General features: G+C 60.4%; 25 protein-coding genes, 2 tRNA genes and 2 pseudogenes. 14 read left to right on the top strand and 15 right to left on the bottom strand.

Features of this window, described 5'->3' with window-relative positions; genetic code table 11:
- Positions 1-67 precede the first annotated feature (67 nt).
- The 3 genes and pseudogenes from HMPREF3148_RS14140 to HMPREF3148_RS06865 all read left to right on the top strand — a co-directional run.
- A pseudogene (locus tag HMPREF3148_RS14140) lies at positions 68-1,000 on the top strand (IS256 family transposase); the annotation flags it as partial.
- A complete protein-coding gene (locus HMPREF3148_RS06870; protein WP_070508918.1) occupies positions 993-4,361 on the top strand; it encodes an ATP-binding protein in 3,369 nt (1,122 codons plus the stop codon). The pseudogene HMPREF3148_RS14140 and the gene HMPREF3148_RS06870, both read left to right, overlap by 8 nt.
- The gene (locus tag HMPREF3148_RS06865) at positions 4,348-5,484 is read left to right on the top strand and encodes a DUF3322 domain-containing protein (protein WP_049062250.1); all 1,137 of its coding nucleotides are present in this window, start codon (positions 4,348-4,350) and stop codon (positions 5,482-5,484) included. Before HMPREF3148_RS06870 ends, HMPREF3148_RS06865 begins: the two co-directional genes overlap by 14 nt.
- Before the next feature lie 49 nt (positions 5,485-5,533).
- On the opposite strand, the gene HMPREF3148_RS06860 is transcribed toward HMPREF3148_RS06865, so the two are convergent.
- Both HMPREF3148_RS06860 and HMPREF3148_RS06855 read right to left on the bottom strand, forming a co-directional pair.
- Positions 5,534-5,959: a hypothetical protein gene (locus tag HMPREF3148_RS06860; RefSeq protein WP_049062249.1), complete on the bottom strand. Its 426-nt coding sequence runs from the start codon at positions 5,957-5,959 to the stop codon at positions 5,534-5,536.
- Positions 5,960-6,437: 478 nt separating this feature from the next.
- A tRNA-Ile gene (locus HMPREF3148_RS06855) sits at positions 6,438-6,511 on the bottom strand.
- Positions 6,512-7,009: 498 nt separating this feature from the next.
- Between HMPREF3148_RS06855 and HMPREF3148_RS06850 the strand changes: the two genes are divergently transcribed.
- From HMPREF3148_RS06850 to HMPREF3148_RS06845, 3 genes and pseudogenes are all read left to right on the top strand, one after another.
- Positions 7,010-7,082 (top strand) — tRNA-Asn (locus HMPREF3148_RS06850).
- Positions 7,083-7,454: 372 nt separating this feature from the next.
- Positions 7,455-7,571: pseudogene (locus HMPREF3148_RS13525) on the top strand (transposase); the annotation flags it as partial.
- 170 nt (positions 7,572-7,741) lie between these two features.
- Positions 7,742-8,011 (top strand): hypothetical protein, encoded by a 270-nt coding sequence (locus HMPREF3148_RS06845; RefSeq protein ID WP_049062589.1) that lies wholly within the window; start codon positions 7,742-7,744, stop codon positions 8,009-8,011.
- Here the strand turns inward: HMPREF3148_RS06845 and dnaG are convergent.
- Entirely contained in the window at positions 8,008-9,948 is a 1,941-nt protein-coding gene (gene dnaG, locus HMPREF3148_RS06840) for a DNA primase (RefSeq protein ID WP_049062588.1), read from the bottom strand. The genes HMPREF3148_RS06845 and dnaG overlap by 4 nt on opposite strands.
- A gap of 237 nt (positions 9,949-10,185) precedes the next feature.
- On the opposite strand from dnaG, the gene HMPREF3148_RS06835 reads away from it, so the two are divergent.
- Positions 10,186-10,692 (top strand): guanyl-specific ribonuclease, encoded by a 507-nt coding sequence (locus tag HMPREF3148_RS06835; RefSeq protein WP_049192127.1) that lies wholly within the window; start codon positions 10,186-10,188, stop codon positions 10,690-10,692.
- Entirely contained in the window at positions 10,682-10,930 is a 249-nt protein-coding gene (locus HMPREF3148_RS06830) for a hypothetical protein (RefSeq protein WP_049159345.1), read from the top strand. Before HMPREF3148_RS06835 ends, HMPREF3148_RS06830 begins: the two co-directional genes overlap by 11 nt.
- A gap of 175 nt (positions 10,931-11,105) precedes the next feature.
- Here HMPREF3148_RS06830 and HMPREF3148_RS06825 read toward each other — a convergent pair whose 3' ends face one another.
- Together HMPREF3148_RS06825 and HMPREF3148_RS06820 are read right to left on the bottom strand one after the other, a co-directional pair.
- A complete protein-coding gene (locus HMPREF3148_RS06825) occupies positions 11,106-12,428 on the bottom strand; it encodes a deoxyguanosinetriphosphate triphosphohydrolase (RefSeq protein ID WP_192831348.1) in 1,323 nt (440 codons plus the stop codon).
- Positions 12,429-12,772: 344 nt separating this feature from the next.
- On the bottom strand, positions 12,773-13,432 hold the full coding sequence (locus HMPREF3148_RS06820; RefSeq protein ID WP_236081545.1) for a YdcF family protein: 660 nt from the start codon (positions 13,430-13,432) through the stop codon (positions 12,773-12,775).
- Between the two features lie 30 nt (positions 13,433-13,462).
- Here HMPREF3148_RS06820 and HMPREF3148_RS06815 point away from each other — a divergent pair, with 30 nt between their 5' ends.
- Positions 13,463-15,502: a TPM domain-containing protein gene (locus tag HMPREF3148_RS06815; protein WP_049151760.1), complete on the top strand. Its 2,040-nt coding sequence runs from the start codon at positions 13,463-13,465 to the stop codon at positions 15,500-15,502.
- 16 nt (positions 15,503-15,518) lie between these two features.
- Here HMPREF3148_RS06815 and HMPREF3148_RS06810 read toward each other — a convergent pair whose 3' ends face one another.
- The 3 genes from HMPREF3148_RS06810 to HMPREF3148_RS06800 are packed head-to-tail and all read right to left on the bottom strand — an operon-like array spanning position 15,519 to position 17,907.
- Entirely contained in the window at positions 15,519-15,986 is a 468-nt protein-coding gene (locus HMPREF3148_RS06810) for a hypothetical protein (protein ID WP_005528457.1), read from the bottom strand.
- 26 nt (positions 15,987-16,012) lie between these two features.
- Positions 16,013-16,528, bottom strand: coding sequence for a hypothetical protein (locus HMPREF3148_RS06805; protein WP_049151756.1), 516 nt, complete (start codon positions 16,526-16,528; stop codon positions 16,013-16,015).
- Positions 16,528-17,907, bottom strand: coding sequence for a glycine--tRNA ligase (locus tag HMPREF3148_RS06800; protein WP_046646259.1), 1,380 nt, complete (start codon positions 17,905-17,907; stop codon positions 16,528-16,530). Before HMPREF3148_RS06800 ends, HMPREF3148_RS06805 begins: the two co-directional genes overlap by 1 nt.
- 180 nt (positions 17,908-18,087) lie before the next feature.
- Here HMPREF3148_RS06800 and HMPREF3148_RS06795 point away from each other — a divergent pair, with 180 nt between their 5' ends.
- Positions 18,088-18,390: an ArsR/SmtB family transcription factor gene (locus HMPREF3148_RS06795; protein ID WP_049151755.1), complete on the top strand. Its 303-nt coding sequence runs from the start codon at positions 18,088-18,090 to the stop codon at positions 18,388-18,390.
- A 33-nt stretch (positions 18,391-18,423) separates the two neighbouring features.
- Entirely contained in the window at positions 18,424-18,837 is a 414-nt protein-coding gene (locus tag HMPREF3148_RS06790) for a Fur family transcriptional regulator (protein WP_005528453.1), read from the top strand.
- 58 nt (positions 18,838-18,895) lie between these two features.
- Here HMPREF3148_RS06790 and HMPREF3148_RS06785 read toward each other — a convergent pair whose 3' ends face one another.
- The 4 genes from HMPREF3148_RS06785 to HMPREF3148_RS06770 all read right to left on the bottom strand — a co-directional run bounded on the left by HMPREF3148_RS06785 (position 18,896) and on the right by HMPREF3148_RS06770 (position 22,454).
- Positions 18,896-19,648 (bottom strand): isoprenyl transferase, encoded by a 753-nt coding sequence (locus HMPREF3148_RS06785; RefSeq protein WP_005528451.1) that lies wholly within the window; start codon positions 19,646-19,648, stop codon positions 18,896-18,898.
- A gap of 10 nt (positions 19,649-19,658) precedes the next feature.
- Positions 19,659-20,378, bottom strand: coding sequence for a DNA repair protein RecO (recO, locus tag HMPREF3148_RS06780; RefSeq protein WP_005528449.1), 720 nt, complete (start codon positions 20,376-20,378; stop codon positions 19,659-19,661).
- 4 nt (positions 20,379-20,382) lie between these two features.
- Positions 20,383-21,372, bottom strand: coding sequence for a GTPase Era (gene era, locus HMPREF3148_RS06775; protein WP_070508917.1), 990 nt, complete (start codon positions 21,370-21,372; stop codon positions 20,383-20,385).
- 188 nt (positions 21,373-21,560) lie between these two features.
- Positions 21,561-22,454 (bottom strand): endonuclease domain-containing protein, encoded by an 894-nt coding sequence (locus tag HMPREF3148_RS06770; RefSeq protein WP_049062582.1) that lies wholly within the window; start codon positions 22,452-22,454, stop codon positions 21,561-21,563.
- A gap of 51 nt (positions 22,455-22,505) precedes the next feature.
- Here HMPREF3148_RS06770 and HMPREF3148_RS14135 point away from each other — a divergent pair, with 51 nt between their 5' ends.
- Positions 22,506-22,640 (top strand): hypothetical protein, encoded by a 135-nt coding sequence (locus tag HMPREF3148_RS14135; RefSeq protein WP_256364829.1) that lies wholly within the window; start codon positions 22,506-22,508, stop codon positions 22,638-22,640.
- Here HMPREF3148_RS14135 and pdxY read toward each other — a convergent pair.
- The gene (gene pdxY / locus HMPREF3148_RS06765; RefSeq protein WP_049151759.1) at positions 22,637-23,485 is read right to left on the bottom strand and encodes a pyridoxal kinase PdxY; all 849 of its coding nucleotides are present in this window, start codon (positions 23,483-23,485) and stop codon (positions 22,637-22,639) included. The genes HMPREF3148_RS14135 and pdxY overlap by 4 nt on opposite strands.
- 192 nt (positions 23,486-23,677) lie before the next feature.
- Between pdxY and HMPREF3148_RS06760 the strand changes: the two genes are divergently transcribed.
- A complete protein-coding gene (locus tag HMPREF3148_RS06760) occupies positions 23,678-24,376 on the top strand; it encodes a MerR family transcriptional regulator (RefSeq protein ID WP_049151754.1) in 699 nt (232 codons plus the stop codon).
- A complete protein-coding gene (locus HMPREF3148_RS06755) occupies positions 24,373-25,119 on the top strand; it encodes a hypothetical protein (protein WP_049151753.1) in 747 nt (248 codons plus the stop codon). The genes HMPREF3148_RS06760 and HMPREF3148_RS06755 overlap by 4 nt, the downstream gene beginning before the upstream one ends.
- 59 nt (positions 25,120-25,178) lie before the next feature.
- Here the strand turns inward: HMPREF3148_RS06755 and ybeY are convergent, their stop codons facing one another.
- Together ybeY and HMPREF3148_RS06745 are read right to left on the bottom strand one after the other, a co-directional pair.
- The gene (gene ybeY, locus HMPREF3148_RS06750; protein WP_049062579.1) at positions 25,179-25,784 is read right to left on the bottom strand and encodes an rRNA maturation RNase YbeY; all 606 of its coding nucleotides are present in this window, start codon (positions 25,782-25,784) and stop codon (positions 25,179-25,181) included.
- A complete protein-coding gene (locus HMPREF3148_RS06745) occupies positions 25,785-26,783 on the bottom strand; it encodes a PhoH family protein (RefSeq protein WP_049151752.1) in 999 nt (332 codons plus the stop codon).
- Positions 26,784-26,785: the final 2 nt, after the last annotated feature.

Raw genomic sequence — 26,785 nt, 5'->3', positions numbered from 1 at the left:
CGGTGCCTGATCCACGCCGCCAACATCCGACACAAAATCAATGCACTCTAAAACCGGAAGAGCCACTATGGTCCCTAAAGGTTCTAGGCGCTTGACTGATGTTGATGACATGATCGTCAGCTTGTATGCCGGTGGGATGACAATTAGGGATATCCAGCATCATATGGCAACGGCGATGCGTGTCGATATTTCCCATGAGACGATTTCTGCGGTTACTGACGCCGTGCTCGATGAGGTTATGGTCTGGCAAAACCGCCAGCTAGACGAGTTCTACCCCGTGGTTTTCCTGGACGCGTTGCGCATTAAAGTCCGCGACGACGGCCGAGTAGTCAACAAATCTGCGTACATGGCAATCGGCGTGGATCTCGACGGTATTAAGCACATTTTAGGATTGTGGATTGCCAAGGAAGAAGGCGCTTCATTCTGGGCGCAGGTATGCGCCAATCTTTCTAACCGTGGGGTCAAGGACGTCTTTATCGTCTGCTGTGACGGGCTGAAAGGCCTGCCAGAGGCAGTTGAGGCAACCTGGCCGAACTCTATGGTGCAAACCTGTATCGTGCACCTGATTCGCGCCGCTAACCGGTGGGTAGCCTACGGGGATCGCCGGGGCGTATCAGCCGCGTTGAAAAAGATTTACACTGCCACGGACAAGCTCAAGCACATCGATACCGCTATCTTGTTGAACCTGCGCCAGGAGCTGGGGCTGGCTCTGCCCGGCGAGCGCGTCATCGTGGACGTAGAAGATCTCCGGGAGAGCATCGGCTATGTCCGCGCGGTGGATAACCGCGACGAGGCCGGATTCACCAAGCGCTTCAACGCGGCTATTAAGCGCATCCAGAATGACTATTCCCTGCTCAGCACCACGGAGACAGAAGGCCGGTTGGAGGTCTCGCCGGTGCTGCGCCAGCTTTTCGATGCCTCCACGGTCACCGCCATCCGGGATGAATACGCCCGCCTGGCGCGAGCCGAGGATACCGAGGAGGACACCTCAGATGAATAAGCACACGGACCTTTACCCAGGCCAGTATCGCATCAGCCGCATCCAGCTGATTAACTGGGGCACCTTCCATGGCTATTTTTCCATCCCGGTAGCGCGGAAAGGTTTCCTCATTACGGGTGGCTCAGGATCAGGTAAATCCACACTGCTGGATGCCATGTCAGCCGTCCTTGTCCCCCAGAATCACGTGAAGTTCAACGCCGCCTCGCAGCAAGACCTCGGTCGGCACAACGGCCGTAACTTGGTCTCCTACGTGCGCGGAGCGTGGCGGCAGCAGGAGAATACACAAACTGGTGAGATTACCCCGGAATACCTGCGTGAAGGTGCGACCAACTCAGTGGTGGCGTTGACTTACGACAATGGCCAGGGCAAGCAGCACACCCTCATCGCCATTTTTCGCCTCAACGGCGGTGAGAACTCCGTAGGCCAGATCAAGAAGTTGTATGGGTTGGTGCCGGGCGATGAGGACATCGATAAGCTCAGCCCCTTGCTCACCCGCAGCTTGGATAGCCGCAAGATCAGGGCGCTGTATAAAGGCCCCGGAGCATCCTTTACGCCGACCTATGCCACGTTTGCGGACCGCTTCCGCAAACGCTTGGGGATTAAGAATGTGGAGGGCCAGCTTCTTCTTCACCGCACTCAATCCGCGAAGTCCCTGTCCAGCCTGGACCAGCTCTTTAGGGATTACATGCTGGATGTGCCGGATACCTTCACCAGAGCGGATGAGGCCGTGGCACAGTTTGAGGATTTGCGCCAGGCCTACCTGCGGGTTGAGGACGTCAAGGCGCAGATTGATACGCTCGGGCCGCTGCCCCAACTTCACTCTCGGCGGTCTAGTGCTGAAGCGGATAAGGAGAAAGCAGAGGCGATGAGTGAGGCGCTGCCGGCAGTACGCGCCCGCCTAGTGGCAGAGGAACTAGATTTCCGCATCCGTGCGCTCACAGCACAGCTATCGGAGGCCCAGTCGCAGTCGGAGACCCTCAACGCTGAGGTCGCACACCTGGATGATGCCGAGCGCCTGGCCGCGGTGGCTGTTACCCAGCTCAGCGCTGGCGAGCTCGATGCCTTAAGCGCCAAGATAGAAACTGCGGACAACGAAATTGAGCACCGCACGAAGGAATTCCAACGGTTGGCTGCGGCCGCTGGAGCGTGGACTGATGATTACGAGTTCAGTCCACACGGCTTCGCCGAGCTGCAGGCCACCGCGAAGCTGCGCATCGAAGATTTTAAGGTTGACTTCGCCAACCTCATCAACGAGCAACAAGAAGCTGGCGTGGCCGCCCGGGACGCTGCCACCGCCTGTGCCGCGCTCGATAGCGAGCTGCGCTCATTTAGCTCGCGGCGCACCAACATCGACAAGGCTCTAGTTGAACTGCGCGCGCAGCTGGCTCGCGATACCGGCTATGCCGAATCCGAGCTTCCCTTCGCCGGCGAGCTCATCGATATCAGCCCGCAGCAGGCCGAATGGGAGCCGGTGATTCAAAAGCTCCTCCACGGCTTTGCCGCCACCCTGCTCGTTCCTGAGGCTGCCCGCGACACCATCAACCAGTGGGTCAATTCGCGCAACGTGGGCACCCGTTTGGAGTACCGCACCATTCCGGAGTTTGCATCACCGCAGGCCTCCGCGCGCAGCCCGCGGCAGCTTATCCACAAACTGGAATTCCAAGACCACGCCATGGCGCACTGGGTTCGCCAACATATTTCGCGCCGCTTCAACTACGAGTGTGTGGACTCGGTTGCGGAACTGGACCATGTCACCACCACCCCGGCGGTAACGCGCGATGGCCTGGAAAGCCGCCCCAAGGATAAAGACGGCTCAACCCGCTTCATCAAGGATGACCGCAAGCGTTTTAGCGGCACTACCTGGTACCGGGTGGGTTCCACCAACACCGCCAAGATTGAGCTCTTACGCGCCCAGCTCACGCAGGCCAAGGCCACTGCTCGTGCCACGGCCAAGCAGGTCCAGAACCTCAACCGGAAGATGGACGTTCTGCGCTCCCAGCGCGATAAAGCCCAGCAGGTGCTGGAAACCTCCTTCCAGGATATCGACACCGCCTCCGCCGAGGCTCGCCGGCAGGATCTGCAGGAGCAGTATGACTCGCTGGCCTCCTCCCCGGAGGCCCAAGCCCTCGCCGCAGCCCACGAGCAAGCCAAGGCCAAGCTCAAGGCCGCACGCGCCAGGCTGAACGCCGCCCAGAAGAACCTGGGCAACGTCGAAGGCGAGCTTGAGCGCTCAACCGAGCGCCGCCGTAGCATCGGTATTGTGCCCGACATCAAGGACCAGGACATCGCGAAAGCAGTCGAAGATGCCCTGCACAAGGGCAAGCGCAAGCTCACCATTGATGACATCGATGCCCGGCGCGATGAGGTGCAGGCTAGTCTTCAGAACACCGCCCGCACCGCCACGCGGCGCATCGAGGACGCCAACGCCAAAATTGTCTCTGTCCTCCACACATATCTGGCCCAGTGGCCGGCGGAGGCCGCGGACCTTGAGCCGCAGGCGAGCTTCGCTGGCGAAGGCATCGAGAAGCTCAAGTTCCTACGCGCCGACCGCCTGGCGGATTTCCGCGCCCGCTTCCTCGAGCTTCTCAACGGCTCCACCGTGCGAAACCTCTCCCACCTCACCACAGACCTGCGCCGTGCTCGCAGTGATATTGAGAGGCGCATGGAATTCATCAACAAGTCCCTGGAGCGCTCTCCCTTCAACGGTGAGCGCACCCTGCGCATCGACGTCAAGGATGCTCGCGGCCAGGTGGTCCAGGATTTCCAGCGGGATCTTGATGCCGCCACCTCCCACAGCTTGGGCGAATTCGGCTCCGATGATACAGAGGCTGCCCTTGCGCGCTACCACGCGTTGGACAAGATCTTGAGCCGCTTGGGCTCGAGCCAGCCAGAGGATCTCCGCTGGCGCAACGTGGTGCTAGATACCCGCCGGCACGTGAGCTTTATCGGCCGTGAGTTGTACGCCGACGGAACGACAGCCAATACCTATCAGGATTCCGCCTCGCTGTCTGGCGGCCAAGCACAAAAGCTCGTCTTCTTCTGCCTGGCTGCGGCCCTGCGCTTCCGGCTGGCGGAGCCGGACCAAGACGTGCCCACCTATGGTTCCATCATTCTGGATGAGGCCTTTGACCGCGCCGATCCCACCTTTACCCGCACTGCCATGTCCGTCTTTGCGTCCTTTGGTTTCCACATGATTCTGGCCACGCCTTTCAAGCTCATCCAGACGCTGTCTCCTTACGTGGATGGCACGATTGTGGTCAAGTACGATGAGCCCACCATCAATGGCCGCCCGCGGGCGCGCACGGGCTATTCGCTTATCGACGCCTCCACCTACCAGGACCCCGACTATGCGCAGCCCTAAAGACCTGCAAGCACACGCGTCGAAATACCTGCGCAATCACTTTGCCGAAGCACTGGCTGACCCGGATTCTGTGCGCGTCGACTGGCCCCTGCACCCGCCCACTGCCACTGCTGCCGCCCGCGATATCGACGCCACGCAGGGCTTCATCCGTGCCTGGCAGCGCTGGCCCCACCAGGAGGACGTCATCTACGAGTCCCGCAATTGGTCGCGCGCCGGCCTGGGCACGAACAACATACCGGCTCGCATCACAATCAACGGTGCCGAACGCATCGCCACCGCCGCGGGCCTTAACCTCGAGTACGCCCGCGCCCGTGAACGAGCACACAGCATCGCTGCCGTCTTTCCCGATTCCCCCGACTTCGCCCACACCGTCCGCCGCAGCTATACCCAATGGAAGGATTTAAGCGCCTATGACCTGGAATGCCTAGGACCGTGCCTGACTTGGCTGCGCGCCAACCCTGACTCCGGGGAGTGGGAGCGCGCCGTGCCGGTCGAAGGTGTGGACGGCAAGTGGATTGGTACCCACCGCCGCCTACTCCTCACGCTCCTCGCGCCGTTTGGCATCACAGACTTAGGCCTGCGCCGTAGCGACACCCGAGTCCGCCTGCGCTACCTCAACCACGCTCCAGCGCTCAGCGATATCGAAATCCCCCTAGCCCACGCCGCCACGCTTTTCCCGCATACCCCTCCCCGCGTCCTCATAGTGGAGAACAAACAAGCTTTCCTGGCTTTGCCCACGCTTTCGGACACCTCTCCTCCCACCGTCGCCCTCCTCGGTGCCGGCACCGCCGCCCACCAACTCCACGCACTGGACTGGCTTAACCGCATCGACATCACCTACTGGGGCGACCTCGACGCCGCCGGCTTTGCCATCCTCAACGCCGTGCGCGCCCATTTCCCCCACACGACGTCACTGCTCATGGACACAGCCACCGTCACCGAATTCCAGCACCTGGCTGTCCCCGACCCCGGCGACGGCTCCGCCACCCTTACCCACCTCACCACCGAAGAGCAGCGCGCCTACCGCCTTCTCTTCACTGCGGGCCGGCTGCGCATTGAGCAGGAGCGGATTCCATTTGCTCATGTGAATGCGGTGATTCATGCAACGCTCGCAGCAGCGTGACGCTGCCACCCCCGTGAACGCTGCACAAAATGGCCTCTTCCTGCAGTAGCTATTCTTCCTTTTCTCTTTTTCTGGCTTGTCTGCGCTCACGCCTTCGGGCACGTTTTGCTTTACGGATATCGACGGCCCAACGCGGAACAAAAGGCCACGAAAGCGGAACCCCGACCGCGCTTGTAAATCCAATGACTCCGATAACGAAAGCTGCCACGAGCGGAACCTTCAGCACCGTGTAGACAAACTCGCGAGGGTTGGCACTTGCGACCAGCCCCATGGCACCGCCAGCGCCCATATTGAGCGAGCAGTAAGGATAAATGAAAAGGACGCCATCACTTTCTGCGCCTACCAAGTCGACATCGTCGTACCGCTCTTCCGACTTGGGTTGCCTCCGCACGCACCTAATGTAGTAGGCCCAGTAGAGCACCATGACAAGCACTAACCCGGCGCATACAAGCAGCGCAGTAACATCGCCGTCCATAGAATAGGCGTCCCGTAGCTGCTGGTTGCGGTATGTAAACAGATGCTACCAGCGCCCGCAGGGGTGCGGCGTGGGACGAAAACAAAAATATTGATGCGGGCAAGCGCCCGAACCACGGACGCGGACTTGACCTTTTGAAGCAGATCCCGCCACAGAAAATAATAGAAATCAAGGCAAATGCCTAGGAACAAAACTCGGGGCACTTCAATCAACCAAATGGCTGTGGCATACCCCGACCGCTTCAATAAATACCTCTAAAAACCAAACCCCACACACAAACAACTTGACGCTCACGTAGGTTGAGAATCGGAGCCTCCCCACTGCAACCTACGAGTAGTGCAGCAGCGCCCAGAGTAGTAACCAGCAAACCAAGAGAGCGAGACTTTGGGAGAACCTCCGAGAGAGAAGAAGCAAGGCTTCTTCAAATAACAAAGGTTCACCCTGTGCGCTGGCACTTTGTGATGAGAATGCCTAAGAGTGGGGCCACCGGGGCTCGAACCCGGGACCAGCGGATTATGAGTCCGCGGCTCTAACCGACTGAGCTATAGCCCCCTATTTACACCCGACGGTGCGCTAATAGAATACATGCACGGCTTAAGACACCCACAAACGCCCCTTAAACTGCCTGCCCGTTATAAAAACTCAGAATTGAATCCCCTCGTCTTAAGGCATTGTTTCAACCGAAATAACAAAATAACCCAGTGGCACAAAGCACCTAACAGTTCCGCGCGCTCGTCACCTCGTCTTCTCCCTAAGGCAAAACAAGACGCATAAAAAGTGCTAAGTTCTTCCTGTTAGCCGCTTCTTCCACAAGGGACTCGGTTTCAAAACTGCACGTAGGTAGGTTAGGAACCCAACTCGACCACGGCAACACTTTACCGGTTTTAGCGTTAAAGCAACTGAAATTCGCCCCTTTTCAAGCCTTGAAATTGTACCGACACCTCCGAGCCAAAACCCGGCACGAGCTGGCGATTTGTAACAACCTACAAAGGTAGATATAGTTACTTCACGTCGCAGAGAGCACTTCCAACAGCTTTCCGCACACATTATTCCTCCATAGCTCAGTTGGCAGAGCATTCGACTGTTAATCGAAGGGTCACTGGTTCGAGCCCAGTTGGAGGAGCAGACAGGAACCGCCTGATTTCAGGCGGTTCTTTCTTCATTTTGTACCGTTAGTTCAGACTGACGGCTTTAGGGGCTCGAGGTTATCGTTGTGGTCGCCGGTCTTGTTGGCGCGCATTATGTAGTGCCGGCCGGCGATCGCGGGGCTTGTATGCCCAAGATGTCCGGCAGCCTCCTCAGCCCCATTACGTTCTAAGTAGTTCCACCGAAAGGCTCCGAGGATTCATTACGCAGTCCCCTAATCGGAGCGGGTTATGTTTACTCCGTGCCCTCATTTTCCTCGGGACTGGAGGAACTAGTCGCTGGCTTCGGTATTGCTCTTATTCGCCCTGTCTAAAAATGATCCGGGGGTGATGCCGCCGAAGACAGTGAAGCGTGGGAGCGGTTCGTGCCGTTTTTACAGTTTCCTCCGGCAGCAAGGAAAGCCATCTACACGACGAACTCTATCGAGCCGTTTAACAATGAGCTGCGTAAAGCCACCCGCAATCGAGAGACAGGTTCGAGCGGTCACGTCTTTAAGCAATCGTGCTTTAACCGCGTTGGGAAACGGTCACAATAATTTTCATCAATGAGGGTACCCACCACTTCACCACTGATGCAGGTAGGCTGGGTGAGGTTATTAGCGTTAAATCAGTACCTGAAGGGTGAGATACTCCAACCATGATCCAATTCGTAGTAGGCGCCGCCGCAGGTTATGTCTTTGGCACCAAGGCCGGCCGCAAGCGTTATCACCAGATCAAGGGCGCATACGAAAAAGCGATCAACTCCCCCGTAACCAAGAACGCTTTAAACGCCACCCGCAAGGCAGTAGCAAACAAGCTCGATCCAGAACCCCGCATGAAAGAGATAAAGGATCTAAGCCGCGGCCGCCGCGTCAAAGGAAACCAGCTAGACGGCCAAGACCGTATCTACGAGCCCGACGAAGATTAATTAGGCTGCGGCCCACGAAACGCCCTGTCATTGAGCTCGCGGCGGGCCTGCTCGAGGGCGACGAGATCGGCGAAAAGCGAGTTATAGGCTTGCTCGTCATCGGAGGGGCGCATGCGGCCTAGTTGGGCCTTAATTTGGGCCACTTGGTCGCCCACGCGGGCTTCCTGGAGGCGGGAAAGCACGCTGTCAGCATAGACCTCCCAAGCCTTGGGATCGGACTCATCGCCCACCTTGATCGGCTCAACAGCAAGCTCACTGACAAAGTTGCGCGCGGTGAGATCGAGCATCTCCCCTGCCACAGCAGCGATCCATTCCACGCTGGGCAGGTTGGCTCCGGCAGCAACGCCACCGACGGTAGAGATAGCCTCCCGAACGATTCGATAAGACTCATTCGAGTACGCATCGGCGGTAATCCCGTCGAAGTAAGAACCGGCAAGGCCCGGGTACTGCAAGGCCAGCTTTAGGGCCTCCCGCTGCGGCCACAGGTGGGTCTCACGGGGGCTCGGCACGTGGAAGACCGGAGTGTTCTGTTGCGCGGGAGCGGGCGTGCCGGCTTTAATCGGGGCGTCGGCAAGCCGTGCCCTCTTGTCCTGTTTCTTAGGCCGGCGAGCCTCCTGCTGAACCTGCTGCAGGACTTCCTCCGGGTTGGGCCAACCCACCCAGCCGGCTAGGCGGCGGGCGTACTCACGCTGCAGCGGGGCGTCGCGAATCTGCGCTACCACGGGCACCGCACGACGCAATGCTTGCAGACGCCCCTCTGCGGTATCAATGCGGTATTCGCTAAGCACCGATTGGATGACGAACTCGAACATCGGGATGCGGTCCGCGATGAGCTCACGCACCGCGGCGTCGCCCTTGGCCAGGCGCAAATCGCAAGGGTCCATGCCATCCGGCGCCACGGAAACGAAGGACTGGCCCGTGAACGCCTGCTCGCCTTGGAAGGCGCGCATGGCGGCCTTTTGTCCAGCCTCATCACCGTCGAAGGTATAGATGAGTTCGCCGTTGAAGTAGGAATCATCCAGCATCAGCCGGCGCAGAACCTGCAGGTGGTCGCCGCCGAATGCAGTTCCACAGCTGGCCACGGCAGTCTTTACGCCCGCCGCGTACATCGCCATGACATCGGTGTAGCCCTCCACCACCACTGCCTGATGGGCCTCAGCAATGTTGCGCTTGGCCAGATCCAAGCCAAAGAGCACCTTGGACTTGTGATAGAGCATAGTCTCAGGCGTGTTCATGTACTTGCCCAAGTTGTCATCATCAAAAAGCTTGCGCGCGCCGAAACCGATGACGTTGCCGGATAGGTCCTTGATGGGCCACAGGAGGCGGCGGTGGAAGCGATCGATGGGCCCGCGCTTGCCCATCTTGGAGATGCCTGCGGCCTCTAGTTCCTCGAAGGAAAAGCCCATGCGTAGCAGGTGCTTGGTGGCCGTATCCCAACCTTCCGGGGCATAGCCACACTCAAACTCGTAGATGATCTCCCTACTAAAACCACGGTTCAGCAGGAACTCGCGCGCGGTGGCCGCCTGTGGGGTCTCCAGCTGTTGGCGGTAAAACTCGTGCACAGCCTTATTTGCCGCGATGAGGCGCTGGCGCGTGCCGGGCTTTTCGTTACGGTTGCCTGTGCTGCCGCCCTGATAATTGATGTGATACCCAATCTTCTGGGCCACTGCCTCGACAGCTTCTGGGAAGGAGACTTGCTCCATCTCCATGAGAAAGCTGAATACGTCTCCGCCCTTGCCTGTAGAAAAGCAGTGGTAGTAGCCACGCTGCGGGCGTACGTGGAAGGACGGAGTCTTTTCTTCCTTGAAGGGTGACAGCCCCTTCAAGGAGTCATAGCCAGCCGGCTTGAGCTGGACGTACTCCCCCACGATTTCCTCGATTGGCGCGCGTTCACGGATCGCTTGGATGTCGCTCTCCGGAATTCTGCCTTGTGCCATGCGCTAAAGATTACCCCGCGCGGGCTCGCGGGGCTTGGGGTGGGTCTCCCAGATGGTGTCGTTTAGTAGTCCGCTACACAGATAACGGTGACGAAGGGCGGTTTACCCACCGAAAGGGGCAGCAAAAAGGCCTGAAAGCCACACTGTCTTTTGTATGCAGTTCCGAGTCACTTCGCGTTGGTGTTAAGGGATTGACTGGATTTCTCGATCAGGCGCTACGCCTGTAAAGATGGGGGTATGGCCAATCCCCCCTCCTCTCAGAAGAAGCCGCTCGCAGCAATCGGCGGCGTGCTCGTGGTGCTTGCAGCCGGCTACTTCGGAATCGACCTGGCAGGGAACTCTGATGGTGATAGCAGTGCTTCTTCGGCCGGCTCGAGCGCCACTGCGCCGACTACCGCTGCGCCGACGACTGCTGGGTCTCGGGACGGATCGGCTGAGTCCGCCTATCCGCAGTGCGCGATGGACTCTTTGCCCAAGGAAGCCGAGGATACCGCGGAGGACATCTTGGCCGGCGGGCCTTATGAGCACCCAGACAATGACAACAAGCGCTTTGGCAACTACGAAGGTGTGCTGCCTAAGGAGTCCAAAAACTACTACCGCGAGTACACGGTGGACTCGCCTGGCGTGGACCACCGCGGTGCCAAGCGCATCGTCACTGGTGGCGGCACCGAAACCGACCCTGACGTGTGGTACTACACCGACGATCACTACGAATCCTTCTGCGAGATCCCTGATGCTGAATAATCTCTCCAAAGTACTTATCACGCAGCCGCTGGAAAGCCTCGAGGATCTATACGCCGCCCTAGGCACCATCCGCGGTTGTGACGCCTGCATGGCGCCGCGCAACCTCGACGCTCTGGCGGACTTCCTGCGCGAGCACAAGGTGGAAACCATCGTGGCCTCAGCATGGAAGCTGTCCACCACTGACACCGCGGCGGTTCTCGAGGTGCTTGGGGACAACGGCGTTCGTCTCTTCCGCTAACTTCACTCTTCAGTCAACAGGGGTGCCGTGTCTACGTCTCGTATCTTTCGGTGACGAGCTGAATCGCTTACAGATTCAATGACTTTCCATTGTGCTGGGGTGGTTTCCACGAACCGGGCGTTCCCAAATTGTCGGAACTAAACGAGGCATGGATTAAGGTATCGGCCACGCACTTTTAACCCATAAACCCAGAAAACTCAGCCGTCGAGCGCGCCAGGCGCTCCAGGCGGGACTCGGTCATCGAGGCGATCTGGTCCACGATGACGCGCTGGCGCTCCGCGTCAGTTTCGGCGCGGTTAAACCAGAGCCTAAACATCGGGTCGAGCGCGCCCGGCGCCCCCGCGGATAAGTAGTCAAAGACGCGGTAGATGCGCTCACGCTGGCGGTCCTGGCGAGCCAAGTGCACCGGTTCGTCCATGACGTAGAGCACCGCGATGGTCTTGAGCAGCTTGACCTCCCCTTGCGCACGCACCGGCACTGCCAGATTGCCGTGCTGGCGGCCCAGCTCCAGCTGTGGCTCTTTGGCCGCGCGGGTAGCCTGCACCGTGGCCCCCACATAGCGGCCCACAAGCTCCGAAGTCATCTTCTTCAGCGTGGTGTAAGAGCGCAGGGAGAAATCGAAGTCGCTGACCTCCCGGATGACGGGCAAGGCGCGGAGGGAATCGGCGGCGTCGAGAAGCTCGTCTGCGGTGCCGCCGAAAGCCTTAGCGCCCTTCTCCGCAAGCGCAACGAGTTCCACCAGGTCCCACAGCACCGCGAGTGAAATGCGGCCGGAAACGATGCCGTCCTCCACGTCGTGAACGGAGTAGGCGATGTCATCGGACCAGTCCATGGCCTGCGCCTCCATCGAGGGGCGCGCGTCAGTATGTCCCTCGCGCAACCAGGCCAGGATGTGTGCGTCCTCGTCGTAGCAGCCGTACTTGCGGTTGACCGTTCCATCCGCATTGGTCTTGGTGCGTGGGTACTTGCAGGCGGCATCGAGCGCCGCGCGCGTGAGGTTGAGCCCGTAGGAGTTGTCCTGCGCGTCCACCACCTTCGGCTCTAGCCGAGCCAAGATGCGCAAGGTCTGCGCGTTTCCCTCGAATCCGCCGCACTCTTGAGCCACCTCATTGAGAGCGTTCTCTCCGTTGTGCCCATAGGGCGGGTGGCCGATGTCATGGGTCAGGCCCGCCATGTCGCACAGGTCGGGGTCCAAACCAAGCCCGGAGCCGATGCCGCGGGCGATCTGCCCCACCTCCAGTGAGTGGGTCAGTCGCGTGCGCGGGGTATCGCCGTCGTGGGGGCCGACTACCTGCGTTTTGTCCGCGAGGCGTCGCAAAGCAGCGGAGTGCAATACGCGGGCCCGATCGCGAGCAAAAGCCCCGCGGTGATCTTCAGCGGCTGGGGTGCCTGGCTCGCTGAAGGCTGATCCTTTGGGGCTCTCATCGAAAAGACGTGCTGCGTCGTGCGCGCTGTAGGAATAACTCACATTTAGCAGTTTAGGCGCTAAAACTGCCATGGCTCATCCGCGGCATACCACCTAAGGCATAAGAAATCGCCCCCGCCGCCTCTCCGAAGAAAGGCAGCAGGGGCGAGAACTCAATATTCGAGTTTACTTCTTGCTAGACAGTGCGCTCGACAGGTCCTCCACGAAGTAGAAAGGCGCGTTTACCAGATCCTGGAGGGTGGTCAGCACGACATCGATGACATTCTTGAATACGTCCAACATAAGTGTTCCTTTCCGTTGTTTTGCACTTGCGCAATCTACGTTAATCTATCGACAGTCGTATTGGAAGCAAAACCGACTGGGAATTTTCTGCGATTTTTGTCAATTGCCTGATTTTACACCCGCACGCTGGAAGATCATGGTCTAGATTTCCTGCGAATTTCCTCATGCCGAGCCCTGCGGGAGGGCCTCATCATCGCTTCCACGCGGTGCAGCGCACTCCGCAGGTGCTCCGCAACCTTCTCGCCGAAGACTTTGCGCGCGGCGAATACGGCGAGCCCGCCCATCTCGTGGGCAAGGTAGCGCCACCAGGCCCGGGCGAAGGTTGGGGTGGGATATCTCGCGGCGCCGCGCACCTGGGTGCGCATCCCCTCGTCACGCGCGATGAGCCACGCCCGCAACCGGTGTAGCGGATCCGTAATGATGATGGCGTTCGCATACCCGTAGTGCTGGCGCACCTCCCGCAGGGACTCCACGGTGTCGTTGCCCACGGGCATCGCCAACACACATGCGTCCGGTACGCGTTCGCTGAGGTAGCTCTGCCCCACCTCAGCCTCGGTAAAACGATCCCCTGGCAGCTTGCCGCCCACGGTGACAATAGGGATCTGCGGGTATAGCGCATGCGCGTCGACGGCTTCCTCGAGGCGCGCAGAAAGGATGCGGGAGGGGTGGCCGTCGTATTGCGCGGCCCCCAAAACGATGATGGCTTCAATGTTGGCTTCTAAGCTCAGTGCAGGCTTGGCTCCCCGTTGTGCTGCGCGGCGTAGCAGGGGCACGCAGCGAATAATGCGTCTCACTCTCACCAGGCTAACTGTATTCTGGTGGGCATGAATTCTTGTGCGCGTATTGGCCGTGCCGCAGTAGCGGTGTTGTTCGTGGGTCTGGGAACCCTAGCTCCTGGGATTACCCAAGCCGGAGCTGCCCCCTCCCCGCAGCAGATGGTGCTGGCACAGGCAGATCCCTCGACTGTGACGCAGAAGGTCACGGATAACGCCGGAGTGTTGTCCTCGAGTGAGAAGTCCCAACTACAGGAGAAGATTACCTCCCTGCAGAAGGATGAGGGACTGATTCTTTACGTGGTATTTGAAAACACGTTGCCGGGTACCGCGCAGGACTATGCAGACGAGTTTATTGACGCCAAGGGCCCCAACTCCGCGGTCTACGTGGTGTCAGTTGAAGACCGCAAGGTGGGCGTGCAGACCGGCAACGCTTGGTCTTCCGGGCGCTCGGACGCTATGTACGACGCCGCATCCGCGCACCTCGCCGAGGACGACTTCGGGGGCTCTGCACTCGCGCTTGCCGACGCCGCCGTGAGCGGTTCCACCGGATCTTCCGGTTCCGCAGGTGGCGCAGGTTCCGACTCCGGCTCGGGGGCCGGCTGGCTGGCGGGTGGTGCAGGTGCTCTGGCAGTAGCCGGTGGTGGCATCTGGGCAGCCTCGCGCCGCAAGACCAAGAAGGACAACGCGCAGAACCTCGAATCAGCACGCGCCATCGAGCCGGGCGATACCAACTCGCTGTCATCCCTTCCCACCGAGACCCTGCAGGAGCTGGCCCGCGAAGAGCTGGTCTCCACCGACGAATCCATCCGCCGCGGCAAGGAGGAGCTCGACATCGCCACGGCCGAGTTCGGCCCGGAGCGCACCCGCCCGTTTACCCGCGCGATGAACCACTCCACCACCACGCTGCAGAAGGCCTTTGCCTTGCAGCAGCGCCTGGATGACTCCATCCCGGAGTCCGAGGCGGAGCGCCGCCAGATGCTCATCGAAATCGTCTCCTCCTGTGGGCAGGCTGACGACGCCCTCGATGCCCAAGCCGCCGACTTTGCCAAGATGCGCGACCTGCTCATCAACTCCGACTCGAAGCTCGACGAGCTGACCCAGCGCACCGTGGACATCCGCACCCGTATTACACAGGCCGAGCAGACCTTGGCGGGCTTGGTGTCCAAGCACCCAGCCGAGGCGCTGGTCTCCATCGAGGACAACCCACACATGGCCACCGTGTCCGTGGGCGAGGCAGAAAAGCTACTAGAGCAAGGCCGCACGCTCGCCGCGCAGCCGGCCGGCCAGCAGGGCGGATTGGTAGGCATCATCCGCGACTCCGAGCACGCCATCGAGGTGGCAGACCGACTGCTCTCCGGCGTGGAAAACGCCGAGGCTAACCTGGCCGCAGCGCACTCCAACTTGAGCGCGCTCATCGCGGAGGTACGCGGCGAGATCGAGGAAGCACAGCAGCTCGAGGCTCAAGGCAAGAAGCTGGGCACCGACGCTGACTGGGAGGCCCTAGGCGACGTCACTTCCCGCGCCCAGCAGGCCGTCAGCGCCGCCGAAGCCGGCCAGGCCACTGACCCGCTCGGCCACTACACCACGCTGATTGCCATCGACTCTGAGCTCGACGAGCGACTCGACGCCGTGCGCGAGGCGACCGCCACGCAGGCCCGCCAGCTGGACCTCTACACCCAGCAGATGCAGGCGGCTGAGTCCAACATCCAGGCCGCCGAGGACGTCATCTCTACCCGCGGCCGCGTGGTCGGCGCGCAGGCCCGTACCGCGCTCGCGGACGCCAAGCGTCTCTATGCGCAGGCGATGCAGCTTAAAAACAGCAACCTGCGCGGTGCCATCGACGCCTCCCGCCAGGCTGTCGCGGCCGCCCAGACCGCAGCCCGCCGCGCCCAGGACGACATTGATTCCTACCGTCGCCGCCAGCAGCGCCAGGCTGCCGGATCCACCGCAGGTGACATCATCACCGGCATGGTCATCGGCCAGATGCTCGGCGGTGGCCGCAGCTACGGCGGTGGCTTCGGTGGTGGCTTCGGTGGCGGCGGCTTCGGAGGCGGCGGAGGCAGCAGCTTCCGCGGCGGCTCCTTCTAGCTCTGCCTGCGCGCCTTTAACCGCGCAGGCGCCTCGGGGCATCGACAAGCAGGCAGCAATAAGTAAGAAATGCCACGTCGATGTCCGGAACGTTTTCCGCTGCGATGTCAAAAATCTCCAGCACCCCCTTGAACGTAGGGCGGGTGCGTAGGACCTCATTTCCTTCGGCATCGCGAATACGGCGCTCGCGACGGAAGGGGTTCGGCCGGTCCAGTGTGTACTCACGGTCCAGGCACTTGGCCTGCATGTGGCTGACAGTTACGCCCTGCTGAGCCACGTGCAGGGTCTTGCCCGTCGTGGCCGTACCGCGCACCCAAAAGCGCTGGCTACCACTATCCACTGAGTGCTCCAGCAAAATGCGCTCCTGCGCCGCGGCCAATTGTGATTCCTTCACGTTGAGCACATCAGCGCGTACCGTTGCCCACACAGTGCCCTCGGCATCGCTAAGGGTTTCATTTTCCCAGGTTAATTGCTTCCTGTCCATCGTCTTTAAGCAGTACCTAGCGCAAACTAGAAGACGAACAGGGACAACACGGCCACCACCGATGCCAGTACCAAAGTGGCGATGATCGGCATGGCCTTGCCCTGGGTCTTGGCCTCCAAGATGAGGCGAGTAAACCAGCTGAGCGCGACTGTCTCGGCGTCGGAAAGCGCATCCGCGGCAGCCTCCGCATCGAACTCGAGGATGGCCTTGCGCACACCCGAATTCTTCGTGGAGAACTGCGCTACCTTCAACCCGGCTGGGTTCTCAACAATCCAGTCACCGCTGTTTTCGTTGATAAAGGCAAAAGGTCGGCCGTTCAAGTCAGCCTCGATGCGCTTGTCCCGACTCAGGTTGCCTGTCAAGGCGTAGACACGGTCCTCCACTTGGGCGGTCGCGCCCGTGGAGAAATCACTGGCAAGCTCCCAGCGCTGGCCATCAACGTCCGCGGAATCCGCGGAGAAGACGCCATACGCTGCAGGGCCTGCCTCCATGAGGAGGACAGGGTGCTCGCGGTCAGTGCGGTCCCAGCTGGTGTATTCCATTAGCAGCCAATCAGGCGGGCAGCCAGGTAAGCCTCAAGGTCGTCGATCTTCACGCGCTCCTGCTCCATCGTGTCGCGCTCGCGAACGGTGACGGCACCGTCCTCGAGGGAATCGAAGTCGTAGGTGACGCAGAACGGCGTACCGATCTCATCCTGACGGCGGTAGCGGCGGCCGATAGCACCGGAGGTGTCGTAGTCGACGTTCCAGTTCATGCGCAGCTTGGCAGCCAGCTCACGGGCCGGGTTGGCCAGCTCTTCCTTCTTGGACAGCGGCAGAACCGCAACCTTAACCGGAGCCAGACGGCGGTCCAGGCGCAGAACCACGCGCTTGTCGGTGCCGCCCTTGGAGTTCGGAACCTCTTCCTCGTCATAAGCGTCAACCAGGAAGGCCATCATGGAACGGCCCAGGCCGGCTGCCGGCTCGATGACGTATGGAACCCAGCGCTCCTCGGTGGTCTGGTCGTAGTAGGACAGATCCTCGCCGGAGCCCTTCGCGTGCACGGACAGGTCGTAGTCGGTACGGTTAGCCACGCCCTCGAGCTCGCCCCACTTGGAGCCAGTGAAACCGAATGCGTACTCCACGTCAACGGTGCGCTTGGAGTAGTGGGACAGCTTCTCCTTCGGGTGCTCGTAGAGACGCAGGTTCTCTTCCTTGATGCCCAGGTCCACATACCAGTTGTAGCGATCATCAATCCAGTACTGGTGCCACTGCTCGTCCTCGCCCGGCTTGACAAAGAACTCCATCTCCATCTGCTCGAACTCGCGGGTGCGGAAGATGAAGTTGCCCGGGGTGATCTCGTTACGGAAGGACTTACCGATGTTCGCGATGCCGAAAGGCGGCTTCATGCGAGCAGAGGTCATGACGTTCTTGAAGTTCACGAAGATGCCCTGTGCGGTTTCCGGACGCAGGTAGTGCAGGCCCTGTTCATCATCGACCGGACCCAGGAAGGTCTTGAGCAGACCGGAGAATGCCTTCGGCTCGGTCCAGTCACCTGGCTGGCCGGTCTCAGGATCGTTGATGTCCGCCAAGCCGTTTGCCGGCTCGTGGCCATGCTTTTCCTCGTATGCCTCGAGCAGGTGGTCAGCGCGGTAACGCTTACCGGTGTGGCGGGACTCCACTAGTGGGTCAGTGAATACCTCAACGTGGCCGGAGGAGACCCATACCTGGCGCGGCTGGATGACAGAAGTATCGACGCCAACAACGTCCTCACGGGACTGCACCATGTGGCGCCACCACTGGCGCTTGATGTTTTCCTTGAGCTCAACACCGAGGGGACCGTAGTCCCACGCGGAGCGAGAACCGCCATAGATTTCACCTGCCTGGTAGACCAATCCGCGGCGCTTGCAAAGGCTTACAACGGTATCAATGACGCTTGCCATTATAAAAAGGACTCCTCTGTTAAGGGATAGTCGTGGACAATATTCTCAGTCTATCGTGCCCCATAACGCCCGTGGGCGCTGGGGGGAAAATATATCTGTGGCCTAGGCGACTTTAAGCAGCCTATAGAGTATCGTATAAATATCAAACGATTAACAGAAATTAGATAGAAGGTGATCTGCGTGGCGAAAACCACCGCTGCAGTTTCCCCCTTTGATGTCGATGCAGCCGCAACGGTTATCAGCGCTTTGGATTCCCCGTTGCGAATTCGCTTGGTGCAGGAGCTGCACGAGCGCGATCACTACGTACACGAGTTGGTCGCCGCCACCGGAAAATCTCAGCCTCTCGTTAGCCAGCACCTGCGAGTACTTAAGAAAGCAGGCATCGTCGATTCGGAGCGCTCCGGCCGCGAAGTCCTCTATAAACTGGTAGCCCCAGGCGTGCTTACGCTGCTCGCTGACGCCTCGGCACTCATCAGCCGTTAACTTTATTGGAAACTAGTTGATAAACTAGCGGTCATGGCTCTCCACGAAAGCATCCCTAAGCTTGGGGCTCGTAACACCAAACAACGCACCGCAGTTGTTGAGGTTCTGCGTGAACTTGATAAATTCGCCTCTGCCAAGGATATTCACCATGCCTTGCAGGAACGCAACCACAAGGTCGGTCTGACCACCGTCTACCGCACGCTGCAGTCTCTATCGGACATCGATGCTGTCGACGCACTGCACATGCCCTCCGGTGAAACGCTCTACCGTCATTGCGAATCCGCTAACCACCACCATCACCTGGTGTGCACCAAGTGTGGCCGCACCGAAGAGATCGATGGCGGCCCAATCGAGAAGTGGGCCAGCTCCGTCGCTGCTGAGCACGACTTTGAGCTCACCGGCCATGATGCCGAAATCTTCGGCATCTGTGCAGACTGCCGCGCCTAACGACCACGAAAAAGCCGTATAGCCACAAAATAGCCGTATATCCACAAAATGGCTTCAGCTATTTTGTGCCCCCGAAGCGACGGTCACGTCGTGCATATTCTTCAACTGCGGCGTACAGGTCCTCCGGCGTGAAGTCGGGGAACAGCTTGTCCTGGTAAATCATCTCCGCGTACGCGGACTGCCATAGCAGGAAGTTCGACGTACGCTTCTCCCCCGACGGGCGCAGGAACAAATCCACGTCCGGCATGGTGGGGTCATAGAGAGCCGCGCTTAGCGACGCCTCATTAATCGCGCTCGGCTTCAACTCACCCTTGGCCACCTGATCGGCGAGCTTGCGAACGCCGTCGACAAGCTCGGCGCGCCCACCGTAGTTCACGCACATCGCCAACGTCATGCGCGTGTTGTTCTTGGTCAGCTCCTGCGCGGTCTCGAGCTCCTTGATAACCGAGCGCCACAGGCGCGGGCGGCGTCCGACCCAGACCACCCGCACGCCCTTCTCGTTGAGCCACTCGCGCTGCCGGCGCAGCACGTCGCGGTTAAACGCCATGAGGAAGCGCACCTCTTCGGGGCTGCGGCGCCAGTTCTCGGTGGAGAAGGCGTAGGCAGACAGGTACGGGATGTTCATGGACAGGCAGGCATCGACGACGTCGAGAAGCACAGCCTCCCCGCGACGATGCCCCTCGGTGCGCTTCATGCCGCGCTCCTCGGCCCAGCGGCCATTGCCGTCCATGACCAGCGCGATGTGCTTGGGCAGGAACTCCTCCGGGATGGCGGGTGGGTTAAGGACTCGGTTCGGGTCTGGCGTAATCACGCGCCTTATCTTACTGGTCCATAACCCCTAACGCGGTAACCTTGCGCTCTAGGTGCCATTGCAGGTGCGCGCGGGTCAGCTGGTGTGCCTCTTGACGCTGCTCATGGGTCGGATTGCTGGGGCACCCGTGCGCCAGCAACCACATGTGATGCAGTGTCTCCGGGTCCACCTCCGCCGCGCCCGGTGGGCGGCACTCGTGGCAGGCCGCACCGCCCACAGCCGGGTGGAAGGCGTGGTGGGGCCCTGGCTTTTGGCACTGCGCGCAGTCAAAGAGGCTGGGCGCCCAGCCGGCGTGCGCCATCGCCTGCAAGAGGAAGGCGTCGAGGGCCTGGAGTGGGTCGTCGTACTGCATGACCTGCAGGGTGTGGACCAGCGCGGTGTAGAGGTAAGGGTCGGAGTCGGCGTCGGTGAAAGCCAGGCGCTCGGCCGATTCGAGGGCTGCGCAAGCCGCGGTATAACGCTCGTAGTCCTCGATGATGTTGGCGCCGAAGTAGTCCACGGTGTCGGCCTGGGAAATGGTGTAGAGATTGCGGCCGGGATACAGCTGCACGTCGAGGTTCACGAACAGCTGCAGACGGGAGCCGAAGCGTGACTTGGCGCGGCGCACTCCCTTGGCCACTCCCCTGACCAGGCCATGGTTGCGGGTCAGCAGGACGATCACGCGGTCGGCCTCGCCGAAGTCATAGCTGCGGATGACCAAGGCGCGGTCGCGGAAGTTTTCCCTCGCCACGGGCTTAGAAGCCGAGGCGGCCGAGCATCTTCGGGTCCGACTGCCAGTTCTTGAGCACCTTGATGCGCAGGTCCAGGTACACGTTCTGGCCGAGCAGCTGGATGATTTCCTTGCGGGCGGTGCCGACTATGCGCATAAAACGGCGGCCGTCCTTGCCCTCGATGATGCGCTTTTGGCCGGGGCGCTCTAGGTAGAGGACGGCGTGGATGTTGAGGACGTCGGGGCGAGCCTCATCCGGCAGCATCTCGTCGACGGAGACGGCCACGCTGTGCGGCAGCTCGTCTTTGAGCCCAGCCAGCGCAGCCTCGCGGATGAGCTCGGAAATGCGCTTTTCCTGCTCTTCGTCAGTGATGTGATCATCCGGGTAGAACTTAGGGCCCTCCGGCAGGTGATCGACGATGACTTGGGTCAGCTCATCCAGTTGTACGCGCTGGGTGGCCGAAACCGGGATGACCACGGCGTCGGGGTTGTCCTCGCTGAGCAGCTCATGCAGCGCCAAAAGCTGCGCGCCGACCTGGTTCTTGCTGGCCTTATCCAGCTTGGTCACGATGCCGATGATCGGGGTCTTCGGCGCTACCTTGCGGACGTTCTCCAGAATCCAGCGGTCACCTGGGCCGATCTTCTCGTCGGCGGGGATGGTCAGGCCGATGACGTCCACGTCCGCGTACGTGTCCTTGACCATCTCGTTGAGGCGCTCGCCCAACAGGGTGCGGGGGCGGTGCAGGCCCGGTGTATCCACGACGATAACTTGGGCGTCTTCGCGGTGGACCAGGCCGCGGATGGGGTGACGGGTGGTCTCCGGCTGGTTGGCGGTGATGGCAATCTTCTGGCCTACCAGCGCGTTGGTCAGAGTCGACTTGCCCGTGTTAGGGCGGCCCACGAAGGACACGAAGCCGGAGCGGAATCCCTCCGGGGTGTCGGTGTAGTCGGTGTAGTCGAGAACCTCCCCGTCGGCGGGGAGGTTCTCAAAGGCGGCGTCAAAATCGGTACTCATTGCTAGTCATCATAGCCCAGCCGCGTCACAGTAGTACATACGCGTTTGCGGCTGCCCGTGGGCCTCTTCACCGGCGTTCTCCTCTCGCAAATACCCAGGGCTGGAAATGCAGCTTTCTGGTGGAATGGAAGGCGTCGGCAAGCGCGGCGAAACGCGAACAGGACCTCTGGGTTTCCAGGGCTGGGTAACTATGCGGCGCGCCTAGGGCCCATCGCCAACATTCGGCGCACCGTCGCGACAAACTCCTCCGGCCGGGCGCGCAACTCCTCCGGGCTAAAGCGCAGGACCACATAACCCATGTTGAGCAGCTCCTTCTGGCGGCGGTGCTCCGCGCGAATCGCCTCCACAGGCTTGTCTTGGTATTTGACATCGCCGTCGATTTCAATGAGCAACCAGCCGTCAATTGCCAAATCAGCGCGGTACTTGCCCACAACGTACTGCGTGCGCACGTTTATGCCCGCACGCAGCAACAACGCGCGGGCATAGGACTCCCACGGCGACTCAGAATCAACCACGGTCGCAGCCACCACGGCGCGTGCCGTCGCTACGCCCTTGACGCGGCCCAGCGCGCCCAACGTATCCTGCATGCGACGGCGGCCCACCTGTGCACGCACATAATCCGCGGCGACCAGCCCCTCTTCGAAGCCGTGCAGACGGGCCATGTCAATCGCGGTACGCTCCAGCGAGGTGAGTTTAATGCCGTGGACCGTGGTGGTTTGCCCGTGCAGGCGGGCAGCTTTATAAGCGAAGAAATGCCCCTTGGATTTCTGCGGCACCGAGCCCGAGGGCAGCACTGCTGGGTATTCGGTGGGGCGGCTAATGGTGGGAATGCCGTGTATCAGAGCCGCGGGCTTTCCGATCAGCACAGCTTTATGCACGGTCCGTGCGTGGATATACACCCGCGCTATGTCGCGTTCCCAGGGTTTGAGCCGATTCCAGAATTGCTTCGGCAGCGCGAAGCACCAGGCCGCACGCACGATTTTGCCGTGGTGCATCTGCAGCCAGCACGGGTCTTCGTTGGATAGTTGGCGAAGGTCAATAAGGTGGGCGTCGATTGTGTCAAAAAGTAACGCGTTGTCCATGCCTTACTTTTAACCGGCGGTGGGTGCTGGCGCGCGGCAAGTGCGGCCAGAATGGTCAAATTCCCAGGGCTGGGCACCCAGACCTCCTGCTCGCTTTTCGCCGCGCTTGCCGACGCCCCGCTTTCCACCAGAAAGCTGCATTTCCAGGTCTGGGTATTTGCCAAAGGCGTGGGACGGGTGCGCTAGAGCTCCTCGACGTGGAACTGCAGCTGCGGATTCGCAAACACGTCCTGGGACTCAATGAGCTGCAGCTCCTGCGAGTCTGCCTCATAAGTGTTGTGCAGCAAGTCGTACACCGAAGACGCGGTGCGCTTCAACGCCAGCTTCGCGTCATGGGTTTCGACGTAGTGGCCGGTAAACAGCGCTGCAGTGACGTCGCCGGAGCCATTGCGCTTGAACGGCAGGAACGGGGTGGCCACGATAAAGGCGCGGTCGCCGTCCACGGCGAGCATCTCGATGGTCTCCTCCGGGGTTTCCGGGCGCTTTACCGAGGTGACCAGCACGGTCTTCGGGCCGATTTCCTGCGCAGCCTTCACGGCCTCGAGGGTCTGCTCCAAGGTGCCGACCTCGTGGTCAGTCAGGTAGCCCAGCTCGAACTGGTTCGGGGTGATGATGTCAGCCACCGGCACGACCTTATCGCGCAGCAGCGGCGGAATCTCGTCCGAGACGAAGCAGCCCGACTTCGCGTTGCCCATGACTGGGTCGCACGCGTAGAGGGCCTTGGGGTTGACGGCCTTGATGCGGGTCACGGCGTCGACAATAGCGCCTGCAATATCCGGACCACCCTGGTAGCCAGAGAGGATTGCGTCGATCTTCTCAAAGGCGCCGCGCTTCTCGATGCCGTCGATAATGCTAGTGACATCAGTAGCTGGGATGAGTGGTCCGCCCCAATCGCCGTAGCCGGTGTGGTTGGAGAAGTTCACCGTGTGAACCGGCCATACCTCGTGGCCCGCGCGCTGGAGCGGGAAGACTGCAGCAGAGTTGCCGACGTGGCCGTAGGTGACATGGGACTGGATCGAAAGAATATTCATGGCACCCATCTTGCTCTATTTCACGGACCGCACAAAAGAAATCGCGGATTTAATTCTTCTCGGGTGCCCGCAGGAGAGGGAGGACAGCCTCGTCTACGAATTCGACTAAGCCACGGAAGTTCGGGGACGTTTGCCTCGCTCATTCTTGAAATCTCTTGACCTTGACGCGGCGTCATAGTTTATAAAAGCCTTATGAGGATCTCAGAAGTCGCTCGAGCGTTGGGCTGCAGCGTGCGCACAATTCGCCACTATCACCAACGGGGCGTAGTTCCGGAGCCGGAGCGTAAGGCAAACGGATATCGCGACTATTCGCTCGCAGACCTTGCTGCGTTAGTGAAGGTTCGGCAGCTGGCCGTGGCAGGGATTCCGCTCAAATCCCTGACCGCGGAGCCCGAAGATACGTTGTACGATGCGGCGCTTAAAGAAATAGAGCGACGAGTCGCAAATCTGGAAGAGCAACGTGCGCGACTCATTCGGCTCAGGGATAATCCGCCAGGGCCAGCTCCCCACGGATTGATGGTTCTTATGAAAGAAGTTCTCGCCGAAAGTGGGCTGTCGGAAGTCGAGATTGCACAAGAAGTTGATGCATGGAGTCTCATGGCTTATTCCGGAGTTGCTACGGCTCAGACGTGGCGCGTGCTTGAGACAAATCTGAGTTCGCCTCAATGTGTCTCAAGGATTAGGGCGCAGCATCAACGGTGGAAACAGCTCGGTGAGACCGAACCTGGTCCGGAGTGCGATGAACTCGCAGAACAGTGGTTCAAGTCCTATAAGGAAGGCGTCATGAACGGAGTTTTCGCAACGTTGCGGCCCGGATATTTGGAGCTCCAGCCGCGCGACATCTCAGCCCGTAAAGGCCAATTGGTGGCCTTGGAATTGGTACGGCGATGAAGGCTAGATCGCTGGTTTTCGCGGTCCTCATTGGTGCCGTCCTGGCGGCAGAACTCTATGTCGTCATTGCTGGCGGCGGAAGAGGAACCGTGATCGTTACGGGAGTCATCGCTCTAGAGCTTCTTCTGGCTGCCGCTTTTCTTTTCATCAACCGCGACGAGGATATTGCGCCGGTACAAGCAGTGAGGGCCGAGCTCCGTATGTTGAAGACATGTGTACTCGTACTACTACGGCAGCGGCGGTATTCGGGCAAAGTACTCGACTCCCATCGCGGTTGGTGGGTGATTCCGGCTGCGGTTACAGGAGCGACTGGGATTGAATGCATTGCGATCGAGCTTCTGGTGCCGTGGGCATGGCTGCGCGCGCTAATCCTCGTTGTTTCCCTCTATTCGCTCATCTTGCTGTGGGGAGTCTTTGGCGCCGCCTACACCTATCCACATTTCGTTGATGGGACGTTGGTGCTGCGCCATGCGGGTAAGGAAGTAGCGAGCATTGCCGCGGGAGAAATCGCGAACATCACCCTGTCACGGGGTTACTACCATGAGAGATATGCAATTGATGAAGACACATTGATTTTAGGAAACGGCGACGGGAGCAACGTTCACATCGAGCTTGCATCGCCACTGCTCGTGCCAGCGCCAAAGTGGCCGTGGCAGAAGGAACAGCTTTCGCATGTCAACCACGTGCAGGTCTGGTTTGATGCTCCGTCAGAAGCAATCACGGCTATTTCACGATCTGTGTAGCGGGTCACTCTAACTACCGCCATGGTTCAAGCCCATGGCCGCCGCTTTAAGCCGCTCGACTAATCCTTGCGGCGCGGCTCGGCAACTGGGGGGATGCCGCCGCCGGGGACCTCTTTGTCGAGGTTGGCGCGCTCGGCCGCGTCGGGGAAGGCCTTGGGGCCCGAGGGCTTGGGCTGGTAGCTCACACCGCGGGCCGCGAGGTCGTCGTACCAATCAGCCAGCAGCTCGTTCTGCAGGCTAAACATCTCTTTTTCCTCCGCCGGGGTGGCGTGGTCGTAACCCAGCAGGTGGAGGCAACCGTGCACCGTCAGCAACGCGAGCTCGTGGCCCAGCGAGTGGCCCGCCGCGTTGGCTTGGCGCAGGGCAAACTCGGGGCAGAGCACGATGTCGCCGAGCATGGCCGGGCCCATTTCGGGGGCGTCGGGACGCGTGCCCAACGCGCCCGGCGTGATCTCATCCATGGGGAAACTCATGACGTCGGTTGGGCCCTCAAGGTCCATCCAGCGCACGTGCAGGTCCGCAATGGTCTCCAAGTCGACCGCGGTGATGGTGCACTCGGCGTCCGGGTTGATGTCCATGGCTCCAAAGGCAAAGGATGCAACGTCGATGAGCATCTCCTCGTTGACGCCCTCAAAGCCGGACTCGTTAATGAACTCGATGGACATTTATTCGCCTTCCTCTACGTACTTGGACGCTGCGTTCTTAGCGGCGCTTTTCGCCTCAGCGGCATCATAAGCGTTGACGATGCGGCTCACGAGCTGGTGCCTAACCACGTCTCCCGAGCCCAGGTCCGCAAAGTGAATATCCGGCACGCCTTCCAAAATGCGGCGCACTAAGCGCAGGCCGGAGATCTGACCGCGTGGGAGGTCCACCTGCGAGATGTCACCCGTGACCACGATCTTGGAGCCAAAGCCCAGACGGGTCAGGAACATCTTCATCTGCGCCGGGGTGGTGTTTTGGGCCTCATCGAGGATGACGAAGGCGTCGTTCAGCGTGCGGCCACGCATGTACGCCAGCGGGGCGACCTCGATGATGCCGGCCTCCATGAGCTTCGGAATCATCTCGGGGTCAAGCATGTCGCGCAGGGCGTCGTAAAGCGGGCGCAGGTACGGGTCAATCTTGTCATTTAAGGTTCCCGGGAGGAAGCCCAGTTTCTCTCCTGCCTCGACTGCCGGGCGGGTCAAGATGATGCGCGAGACCTGCTTGGTCTGCAGGGCCTGAACCGCCTTGGCCACGGCCAGGTAGGTCTTGCCGGAGCCGGCTGGGCCGATGCCGAAGACCACGGTGTTGTCATCGATGGCCTGGACGTACTCGGACTGGCCTACCGTCTTCGGGCGCACGGACTTGCCGCGGCGTTTGACGATGTCCGCCGCCAGCGCAGCGGAGACCGACTGCGGGGCGTCAACAGCCACCATGTCCACGGTGTGCTTAACGGTATCGGTGCTCACGGAGTGGCCGCGGCGCGCGATGGCCTCGAGCTCCTCAAGGACCTTTGCGGCGCGGGCTACCTCGTAGTCAGGGCCGGTAACCGTAACGGTGGTTCCCCGGGCGAATAGGTCCGCGTCCAGCAGGTTATTGAGCACGCGCAGATTATCGTCCGCGCTGCCCAACACGGTGGCTACGTAGGCGGAGTCGAGCTCAAACTTCTTGGTGATAATAGGCACTC

This window comes from Corynebacterium sp. HMSC05D08, from assembly GCF_001807215.1.
GTDB lineage: Bacteria > Actinomycetota > Actinomycetes > Mycobacteriales > Mycobacteriaceae > Corynebacterium > Corynebacterium striatum.
This window is presented reverse-complemented; position numbering and strand designations above follow the sequence as displayed.